This window comes from Pseudomonas sp. XP2, assembly GCF_053557975.1.
Genome location: NZ_JBNRIK010000005.1, coordinates 138,465 through 146,228, shown reverse-complemented (window position 1 = coordinate 146,228; position 7,764 = coordinate 138,465). Strand labels below are relative to the sequence as shown.

The following is a 7,764-nucleotide window of genomic DNA, read 5'->3' as shown; positions in this document are numbered from 1 at the left end:
CTCCCCGGCGATAGGCCCGGTACAGGTAACATCAGGCACCGGGCACGTGCGGCCAGTCATCAGCCACCAGAAACACCCGCTCCACCTCCTGCCAGGCACCCTCGGCATCAGCCTCCAACCTCACCAGCAACTGCGCCGGCGCCTGCCGCTCCAGCACATGCAACCAGGCCGCAAACTGCTCCACCGTCCAGCCTTCACCTGCCTCGACCCGCGCAGGTGCCAGCCAGGCATGCCGCTGCAAGGGCTGCCAATGTTCACCCTCTGCCATGACCCAGTCCCGCCGGCGCACCCAGCGCCCGTGCAAGTGCTGCAGGTTGGCGCCCGCGGGTGGCTCGGCATGCCCAGGCCACGGATAGAACAGGTAGCCACCCAGCCACACGTGTGCCTGCACCTGCTCAACCCCCAACCGCGCCAACAGCTCGCGGCTGTGCGCGCCGTTCGACATGGGCAACTGGTGCCCCGTCAGGTGCGCAAGTTTGTTCCCCAGCCGGTCATGGCACCCAGGTCCCAGCCAGGCATGCGGGTCGTGCCCGGCGTGTTGCGGCCCCAGGTACAACTTGATCGCCAGTTCCAGGTGGTGCACACCGTCGCGGTCGCGCAGCACCACGTCCAGCTCGCCCAGGGTGTGCCCACCGTCACGGATTGCCAGGTTGGCCGCCAGCAGCTCGATGCCGGGTGCCTGGCCCAGGGCAAATTGCCACAGCCGTTCGTAGTAAAGCCCCAGCCGCCGGCTGCCGAGCTTTGCCAGCCACGCTTGCAGCGGGCGATCGTCGGCATCCAGCGCTCGCAACCAGCCCTCGAGACGCTGCGGCTGCTGCGCCCAGAGGCTGCCCGTCAGCGGGTGGCGCTGGGGACAGGGCGGGGTGCTGAGCAGGGGCGGCGACAGCAGCGCCCAGGCCAGGTCGCGCACGGCGGGGCGGCGTAGCTGCCGGGGCAGGTCGATGAGCAGGGCGAATGGCATCATCCTGCGAGCATAGCCGGTTTGCCGCTACCCGGTGGTTTCGCCCATAATCGGGCCATCGTCACCCGTCGCAGAGCCCCGCAGGAGCCCCATGGAGCAATTTCGCAATATCGGTATCATCGGCCGCCTTGGCAGCTCGCAGGTGCTCGACACCATTCGCCGACTGAAAAAATTCCTCCTCGATCGCCACTTGCATGTGATCCTCGAGGACACCATTGCCGAAGTGCTACCCGGCCATGGCCTGCAAACCTCTACCCGCAAGCTGCTGGGCGAGGTCTGCGACCTGGTCATCGTGGTCGGCGGCGACGGCAGCCTGCTGGGCGCCGCCCGCGCCTTGGCCCGGCACAACATTCCGGTGTTGGGCATCAACCGTGGCAATTTGGGCTTCCTCACCGACATCCGCCCTGACGAGCTGGAAGAGAAAGTTGCCGAAGTGCTCGACGGCCACTACCTGGTGGAAAACCGCTTCCTGCTGCAGGCCGAGGTGCGTCGCCATCACGAGGCCATTGGCCAGGGTGATGCGCTGAACGACGTGGTGCTGCACCCAGGCAAGTCCACGCGCATGATCGAGTTCGAAATCTACATCGACGGCCAGTTCGTCTGCAGCCAGAAGGCCGACGGCCTGATCGTCGCCACGCCCACCGGTTCCACTGCCTACGCGCTGTCGGCCGGCGGCCCGATCATGCACCCCAAGCTCGACGCCATCGTCATCGTGCCGATGTACCCGCACACCTTGTCGGGCCGGCCGATCGTGGTCGACGGCAACAGCGAGCTGAAGATCGTGGTGTCCAAGGACCTGCAGATCTACCCGCAAGTGTCCTGTGACGGCCAGAACCACTTCACCTGCGCCCCCGGCGACACCATCACGGTGAGCAAGAAGCCGCAGAAGCTGCGCCTGATTCACCCGCTGGACCACAATTACTACGAGGTCTGCCGCACCAAGCTCGGTTGGGGCAGCCGCCTGGGGAGCAGGGACGACTGATGCTCGATCCGGCGCGAAGTTTCGACATCATCGGTGACGTACACGGCTGTGCACTGACCCTTGAACGCCTGCTCGACGCCCTCGGTTACAAGCGTGTGGCCGGCGTGTGGCGCCACCCGCGGCGCCTCGCGCTGTTTCTGGGCGATATCGTCGACCGCGGGCCACGCATTCGCGAGGCGCTGCACATCGTCCATGACATGGTCGAGGCCGGCCAGGCGTTCTGCATCATGGGCAACCACGAATATAACGCCCTGGGCTGGGTCACCCCGGCACTGCCCGGCAGCGGCAAGGCCTATGTGCGCGAGCACACGCCACGCCACGCCCGGCTGATTGACGAAACCCTTACCCAGTTCGCCCACCACCCCGGCGACTGGCACGATTTCGTCAACTGGTTCTACCAGCTGCCGCTGTTCATCGATGCCGGGCGCTTCCGCCTGGTGCACGCCTGCTGGGACCCGCGGTTGATCCAGCCGCTGCGCCAGCAATACCCCGACGGGCGCATCGATGAACACTTCATCCAGGCCTCGGCGGTCAGTGGCAGTTTTGCCGACACGGTGTGCAACCGCCTGTTGCGCGGCACCGACATGCGCCTGCCGGACGGCCTGACGCTGACCGGCGGCGACGGCCTGACCCGCGCGTTCTTCCGCACCAAGTTCTGGGAAGAAGACCCGCAAACCTATGGCGACATCGTGTTCCAGCCCGATGCCTTGCCCGAGGAGGTAGCCAGTACCCCGCTCAGCCACAGCCAGAAGAACGCCTTGCTGCGCTATGCCGAAGACGAGCCCTTGCTGTTCGTGGGCCATTACTGGCGCAGCGGCCGCCCAGCGCCGATCCGCGCCAACCTGGCCTGCCTGGACTACAGTGCCGTGCTCTACGGCAAACTGGCCGCCTACCGGCTGGATGATGAAACCCGCATTGACCCGCACAAGTTCGTCTGGGTCGACGTCGACCGCCCACAGGCCAACCAATGAATATTATCGAAGTGATGCGCCTGCCGCTGTCGGTCGACCTCAGCGGCTTCGTCCACCTGCTGCAACGTCTGCAGTTGCCGCACCGGGTCAGCGAGGAGGGCGATGTCCAAGTGCTCTGGGCCCCCGACACCCTTGCCGAAGACGTGCTGCAACTCTACCAGCGCTACCCCGACGGCAACGCCGACCTCCAGGCGGTGGAGCAACCTGTGGGAGCGGGGCCTGCGAACGGCCCCACACAACCCTCCCTGGTGCAGCAGGCCAAAGCCTGCAAGATCACCACCCTCACGCTGCTGCTGTGCTTCATCGTCGCCGGCCTCACCAGCCTGGGCGACAATTTCACCACCATCAGTTGGTTTACCTTCCTCGACTTCCGCGTCCAGGGCGACTACCTGTACTTCAGCTCGCTGGCACAAGTCCTGGACCAAGGCCAGTGGTGGCGCCTGGTATCACCCATGCTGCTGCACTTTGGCGTGCTGCACCTGGCCATGAACAGCCTGTGGTACTGGGAGCTGGGCAAGCGCATCGAGTTGCGCCAGGGCCCGTGGATGCTGCTGGGCCTGACCTTGCTGTTCAGCCTGGTGTCCAACCTGGCCCAGCACTACACCAGCGGGCCGAGCCTGTTCGGCGGCCTGTCCGGCGTGCTGTACGGCTTGCTCGGGCATATCTGGCTGTACCAGTGGCTGGCGCCCAACCGTCACTTCAACCTGCCCAAGGGCGTACTGGTGATGATGCTGGTCTGGCTGGTGGTGTGCCTGACCGGCGTGGTCGGCACCCTGGGCCTTGGCCAGATCGCCAACGCTGCCCATGTTGGCGGGTTGCTCATCGGATGCCTGACCGGGCTCTTGGGTGGGGCGCTGGCCCGGCGTAAACTGTCGGCTTGAATCAGGAGACACTATGTCCACTTTCGCGCAAATGATTGAAAACATCACCCCGGAAATCTACGAAAGCCTGAAACTGGCCGTGGAAATCGGCAAATGGTCGGATGGCCGCAAGCTCACGGCCGAGCAGAAAGAGCTGTCGCTGCAGGCGGTCATCGCCTGGGAGATGAAGAACCTGCCCGAAGAGCAGCGCACCGGCTACATGGGCCCGCAGGAATGCGCATCGAAGTCTGCGCCGATCGCCAACATTCTGTTCAAGTCGGACTCGGTACATTGATCGAACTCGCTCGTGGCTCGTTGAGCAAGATGGCAGTAAGCCTGCAGGCACCCGTGGTGCAATACAGCTTCCGGCTGGATGACACGCAGGTGCCAGTCAACCCGCTGATCGGCCAGCGCCTGCGCCTGGAATACCTCGGCGCCATTCACTGCAGCCATTGCGGCAAGCGCACCAAGACCAGTTTCAGCCAGGGTTACTGCTACCCGTGCATGACCAAGCTGGCCCAGTGTGACCTGTGCATCATGGCCCCGGAAAAATGCCACTACGATGCCGGCACCTGCCGCGAACCGTCGTGGGGCGAACAATTCTGCATGACCGACCACGTGGTCTACCTGGCCAACTCGTCGGGGATCAAGGTCGGCATCACCCGCGCCACCCAGCTGCCCACTCGCTGGCTCGACCAGGGCGCCAGCCAGGCCCTGCCGATCATGCGTGTGTCCACCCGTCAGCAATCAGGCCTGGTGGAAGATGTACTGCGCAGCCAGGTGCCAGACCGCACCAACTGGCGCACGCTGCTCAAAGGCGATGCCGAGGTGCTCGACCTGCCCGCCATTCGTGAGCAGATCTTCGACGCCTGCGCCGACGGCTTGCGCGAGCTGCACGGGCGCTTTGGCCTGCAGGCGATTCAGCCGCTGCCCGACGCCGAAGTGGTGCAGATGAACTACCCGGTCGAGGCCTACCCGAAAAAGATCGTCAGCTTCAACCTCGATAAGTACCCGGTGGCCGAAGGCACGCTGCTGGGCATCAAGGGCCAGTATCTGATCTTTGACACCGGGGTGATCAATATTCGCAAGTACACGGCCTACCAGTTGGCCGTGCTCCAGTAAAAAGGACCTGCACATGCGTACCGAACAACCGCAAGTGATCTACCTGAAGGATTACCAGGCGCCCGAGTACCTGATCGACGAGACGCACCTGACTTTCGAGCTGTTCGAGGACCACACCCTGGTCCACGCGCAACTGGTCATGCGCCGCAACCCGGCACGCGGTGCCGGCCTGCCGCCTTTGGTGCTAGACGGCCAGCAGCTGGAACTGCTGCGTGCCTCGCTGGACGACCAGGAACTGCAGTCGGGCGACTACCAGGTCGATGCCGACAGCCTGACCGTCCATCCCAAGGCCGAACGCTTCACCCTCGACACCAGCGTGAAGATCCACCCTGAGCGCAACACTGCGCTGGAAGGCCTGTACAAGTCCGGCAAGATGTTCTGCACCCAGTGCGAGGCCGAGGGCTTCCGCAAGATCACCTACTACCTCGACCGCCCGGACGTGATGAGCACTTTCACCACCACGGTGATCGCCGAGCAGCATCGTTACCCGGTATTGCTGTCGAACGGAAACCCGACGGGCAGCGGCCCGGCCGAGGATGGCCGCCACTGGGCAACCTGGGAAGACCCGTTCAAGAAACCGGCTTACCTGTTCGCGCTGGTGGCCGGGGACCTGTGGTGCGTCGAGGACACGTTTACGCGTCAGTCTGGCCGTGATGTGATGCTGCGCATCTATGTCGAACCCGAAAACCTCGACAAGTGCGACCACGCCATGGTCAGCCTGAAGAAGTCCATGCGTTGGGACGAAGAAGTCTACGGCCGTGAGTATGACCTGGACATCTTCATGATCGTCGCGGTCAACGACTTCAACATGGGCGCCATGGAAAACAAGGGCCTGAACATCTTCAACTCCAGCTGTGTGCTGGCCCGTGCCGAAACCGCCACCGATGCCGCGCACCAGCGCGTCGAAGGCGTGGTCGCCCACGAGTACTTCCACAACTGGTCGGGCAACCGGGTCACCTGCCGTGACTGGTTCCAGCTGTCGCTCAAGGAAGGCTTCACGGTGTTCCGCGATGCCGAGTTCAGCGCCGACATGAACTCGCGCACGGTCAAGCGCATCGAAGACGTCGCCTACCTGCGCACCCACCAGTTCGCCGAAGACGCTGGCCCCATGGCCCACCCGGTGCGCCCGGACAGCTTCATCGAAATTTCCAACTTCTACACCCTGACGGTGTACGAGAAGGGCGCCGAAGTGGTGCGCATGGTCCGTACCCTGCTGGGCGCCGACGGCTTCCGCAAGGGCAGCGACCTGTATTTCGAGCGTCACGATGGCCAAGCGGTGACCACCGATGATTTCATCAAGGCCATGGAAGACGCCAACGGTGTGGACTTCACCCAGTTCAAGCGCTGGTACAGCCAGGCCGGTACCCCGCGTCTGGACGTGAGCGAAAGCTATGACGCAGTTGCACAAACCTACAGCCTGACCTTCCGCCAGAGCTGCCCGCAAACCCCGGACAAGGCCGAAAAGCTTCCGTTCGTGATCCCGGTCGAGCTGGGCCTGCTGGACGCTCAAGGCAATGACCTGCCGCTGCGTCTGGCCGGTGAGCCGGCAGCTGGCGGTACCAGCCGTGTGCTGTCGGTGACCGAGGGCGAGCAGACCTTCACCTTCGAGGGTATCCAGGCCAAGCCGCTGCCCTCGCTGCTGCGCGGCTTCAGCGCACCGGTGAAGCTCAGCTTCCCTTACAACCGCGACCAGCTGATGTTCCTGATGCAGCACGACAGCGACGGTTTCAACCGCTGGGAAGCGGGGCAGCAACTATCGGTACAGGTGTTGCAGGAGCTGATCGGCCAGCATCAACGCGGCGAAGCCCTGAAACTCGACCAGCGCCTGATCACGGCCCTGGGCACCGTGCTGGGTAACGCGTCGCTGGACCCGGCCATGGTTGCCGAAATGCTTTCGTTGCCGGGCGAGGCGTACCTCACCGAGATCAGCCAGGTGGCCGACGTGGACGCCATCCACGCAGCCCGCGAGTTCGCCCGCCAGCAGATCGCCGAGCAGCTGTTCGACGCCCTGTGGGCGCGCTATCAGGCCCACCGTGAAGTGTCGCGCGGCACCGCCTACGTGGCCTCTGCCGAGCACTTCGCCCGCCGTAGCCTGCAGAACATTGCCCTGTCGTACCTGATGCAGAGCGGCAAGCCGCAGGTGCTGGAAGCGACCCTGGAACAATTCGATCAGTGCGACAACATGACCGAACGCCTCACGGCCTTGGCGGTGCTGGTCAACTCGCCGTTCGAAGCCGAGCGGGCCAAGGCCCTGGAAGCCTTTGCCGAGCACTTCAAGGACAACCCGCTGGTCATGGATCAGTGGTTCAGCGTGCAGGCGGCCAGCACGCTACCGGGCGGGTTGGCACGGGTCAAGGCGTTGATGCAGCACCCTGCGTTCACCCTGAAAAACCCGAACAAGGTGCGTGCGCTGATTGGGGCCTTTGCCGGGCAGAACCTGATCAACTTCCATGCCGCCGATGGTTCGGGCTATCGCTTCCTCGCGGACCTGGTGATCGAGCTGAATGCGCTGAACCCGCAGATCGCCTCGCGTCAGCTGGCGCCGCTGACCCGCTGGCGCAAATATGACGATGCGCGTCAGGCGCTGATGAGGGGCGAGCTGGAGCGGATTCTGGCTTCGGGTGAGCTGTCCAGTGATGTGTATGAAGTGGTGAGCAAGAGCCTGGCTTGAGTTTTCTGTAGTCAGTGCCGGCCTCTTCGCGGGTAAACCCGCTCCCACAGGTACTTCACCGCTTTCATGGACGGTGTAGCACCTGTGGGAGCGGGTTGACCCGCGAAGCTTTTTGGGCCGACAACAAAACATAACACCCCGCCCGTTGTAATCGCGCAGACATCCCCGCTACGATCCCCTCAAGCTATTGCAGGCCT

The 7,764-nt window shown here is 64.0% G+C and carries 7 protein-coding genes; 6 read left to right on the top strand and 1 reads right to left on the bottom strand.

The features are described 5' to 3' along the window. Window positions 1–31: 31 nt before the first annotated feature. Window positions 32–964, bottom strand: coding sequence for a DUF1853 family protein (locus ACK1VC_RS08440; RefSeq protein WP_145914609.1), 933 nt, complete (start codon window positions 962–964; stop codon window positions 32–34). Window positions 965–1,052: 88 nt separating this feature from the next. Between ACK1VC_RS08440 and ACK1VC_RS08435 the strand changes: the two genes are divergently transcribed. The 6 genes from ACK1VC_RS08435 to pepN are packed head-to-tail and all read left to right on the top strand — an operon-like array spanning window position 1,053 to window position 7,567. After that, complete coding sequence (locus ACK1VC_RS08435) at window positions 1,053–1,943, top strand: NAD(+) kinase (protein ID WP_016485536.1); 891 nt, start codon at window positions 1,053–1,055, stop codon at window positions 1,941–1,943. After that, a complete protein-coding gene (locus tag ACK1VC_RS08430) occupies window positions 1,940–2,914 on the top strand; it encodes a metallophosphoesterase (RefSeq protein WP_186506774.1) in 975 nt (324 codons plus the stop codon). The genes ACK1VC_RS08435 and ACK1VC_RS08430 overlap by 4 nt, the downstream gene beginning before the upstream one ends. Next, window positions 2,911–3,795 (top strand): rhomboid family intramembrane serine protease, encoded by an 885-nt coding sequence (locus tag ACK1VC_RS08425; protein ID WP_191087415.1) that lies wholly within the window; start codon window positions 2,911–2,913, stop codon window positions 3,793–3,795. Before ACK1VC_RS08430 ends, ACK1VC_RS08425 begins: the two co-directional genes overlap by 4 nt. 13 nt (window positions 3,796–3,808) lie before the next feature. Next, window positions 3,809–4,069 carry a YeaC family protein gene (locus tag ACK1VC_RS08420; RefSeq protein ID WP_016485539.1) on the top strand — a complete coding sequence of 87 codons (261 nt, stop codon included), beginning with the start codon at window positions 3,809–3,811 and terminating at the stop codon, window positions 4,067–4,069. After that, window positions 4,066–4,896, top strand: a complete 831-nt coding sequence (locus tag ACK1VC_RS08415; RefSeq protein WP_191087416.1) for a DUF2797 domain-containing protein — start codon at window positions 4,066–4,068, stop codon at window positions 4,894–4,896. The genes ACK1VC_RS08420 and ACK1VC_RS08415 overlap by 4 nt, the downstream gene beginning before the upstream one ends. 13 nt (window positions 4,897–4,909) lie before the next feature. Beyond that, window positions 4,910–7,567, top strand: a complete 2,658-nt coding sequence (pepN, locus tag ACK1VC_RS08410) for an aminopeptidase N (protein ID WP_016485541.1) — start codon at window positions 4,910–4,912, stop codon at window positions 7,565–7,567. Window positions 7,568–7,764 lie beyond the last annotated feature (197 nt).

What these genes read in the sequence shown, in the direction of transcription:
- ACK1VC_RS08440 (WP_145914609.1), bottom strand. Translation starts at nt 964, where the DNA reads ATGATGCCATTCGCCCTGCTCATCGACCTGCCCCGGCAGCTACGCCGC.
- ACK1VC_RS08435 (WP_016485536.1), top strand. Translation starts at nt 1,053, where the DNA reads ATGGAGCAATTTCGCAATATCGGTATCATCGGCCGCCTTGGCAGCTCG.
- ACK1VC_RS08425 (WP_191087415.1), top strand. Translation starts at nt 2,911, where the DNA reads ATGAATATTATCGAAGTGATGCGCCTGCCGCTGTCGGTCGACCTCAGC.
- ACK1VC_RS08420 (WP_016485539.1), top strand. Translation starts at nt 3,809, where the DNA reads ATGTCCACTTTCGCGCAAATGATTGAAAACATCACCCCGGAAATCTAC.
- pepN (WP_016485541.1), top strand. Translation starts at nt 4,910, where the DNA reads ATGCGTACCGAACAACCGCAAGTGATCTACCTGAAGGATTACCAGGCG.